This window comes from Candidatus Burkholderia verschuerenii, assembly GCF_001189365.1.
Taxonomy (GTDB): Bacteria; Pseudomonadota; Gammaproteobacteria; order Burkholderiales; family Burkholderiaceae; genus Caballeronia; species Caballeronia verschuerenii.
Map to the genome: position 1 here is coordinate 1 of NZ_LFJJ01000410.1, position 1,139 is coordinate 1,139.

The 1,139-nt window shown below is 43.5% G+C and carries 1 protein-coding gene; it reads right to left on the bottom strand.

What is annotated here, in order from left to right:
- Positions 1-740, bottom strand: a 740-nt coding sequence (locus tag BVER_RS32145; protein ID WP_198155506.1) for a retrotransposon gag family protein, incomplete at its 3' end; no start/stop codon positions are given.
- Between the last annotated feature and the right edge of the window lie 399 nt (positions 741-1,139).

Consider the following 1,139-nt stretch of genomic DNA (forward strand, 5'->3'; position numbering starts at 1 on the left):
CTTAAGATCATCACTTTATTGTTAGGGCATTCCGACCTATAGCGACCTTTTCCTTGACACTTGAAATAAGTGATTTCTCTGGCTTTTGTTCGAATTCCTGTGCTACCAGAAGCAGAAGGATTAGTCAACTTAGAAGCATTAGAATTCACACTCTTTGTTACCTCTCTCGTGTCATTCTTCTTTGGCCACGTTTGATTCCATTTGGTGGTCGGGTTGAGGGTGGAAGATCGATTTGGAGTTCTCTCCTTAAGTTGTCTCTCAACTTTATTAGCTCTTAGGAGAAGGACGTCCATGTCTTCATATTCGTGAAGCTCTACTACATTGGCAATTTCTCGTCGGAGACCATTAAGAAATGGTGCCATGGTAGCATCAACACTCTCCTCAATCTGCATACGCGTCATTAGTGTTTCAAGTTCAGTGTAATATTCATCAACAGTACGATTACCTTGATGGACACGTTGCAATTTGTTATGCATCTCACGAAAATAACTAGGAGGTAGGAATTGTTTCCTCATCGCCTTTTTCATGTCTTCCCACGTGAGAATAGGCCTCGCATGGTATCTTCTCTGGTCGGATTGGAATTTGTTCCACCAACTTCTTGAATAACCTGTGAATTCAAGAGTAGCAAGCTTAATCTTTTTCTCTTCAGATAATTCATGATTTTCAAAGATATTGTCTACTTTATCAATCCAATCAAGAAATTCATCAGGATCTTTTCCAAAGAAAGTAGGAACTTTCATTTTTATACTAGTTAGAGAAGAATCAGTTTTAGTGTAACAACCCGACCTCCCGGGTCGTGCTGCGGGCCCCGCCATGTGGGTCCCACTCACAGCTCGGGTCAGTCGAGTTGCCAACCCGTCCCGGTTCGCACCGAAACAAGGGTTGCAAGCAAACAATCAGTGGAGCTGCTGCACAATTTGTATCAATCAAACAGCGGAAGTCTAATTACTATTACAATTAGATTATTCAGACTTATTTTACAATACATGTCTTCAAATTACAATTGCGCCAGTCTCCTTTCCTCCCGCCCCCTTTTCCCTCTTCCCTTTTCTTTTGGCCTCCCCTTTCTCTTCTCCCCCTCTCCGAGCCCCCTCGCCCGTCCTCTCTCTCGTCTTCCGTCTTCTTCTTTCCCCCCCCCC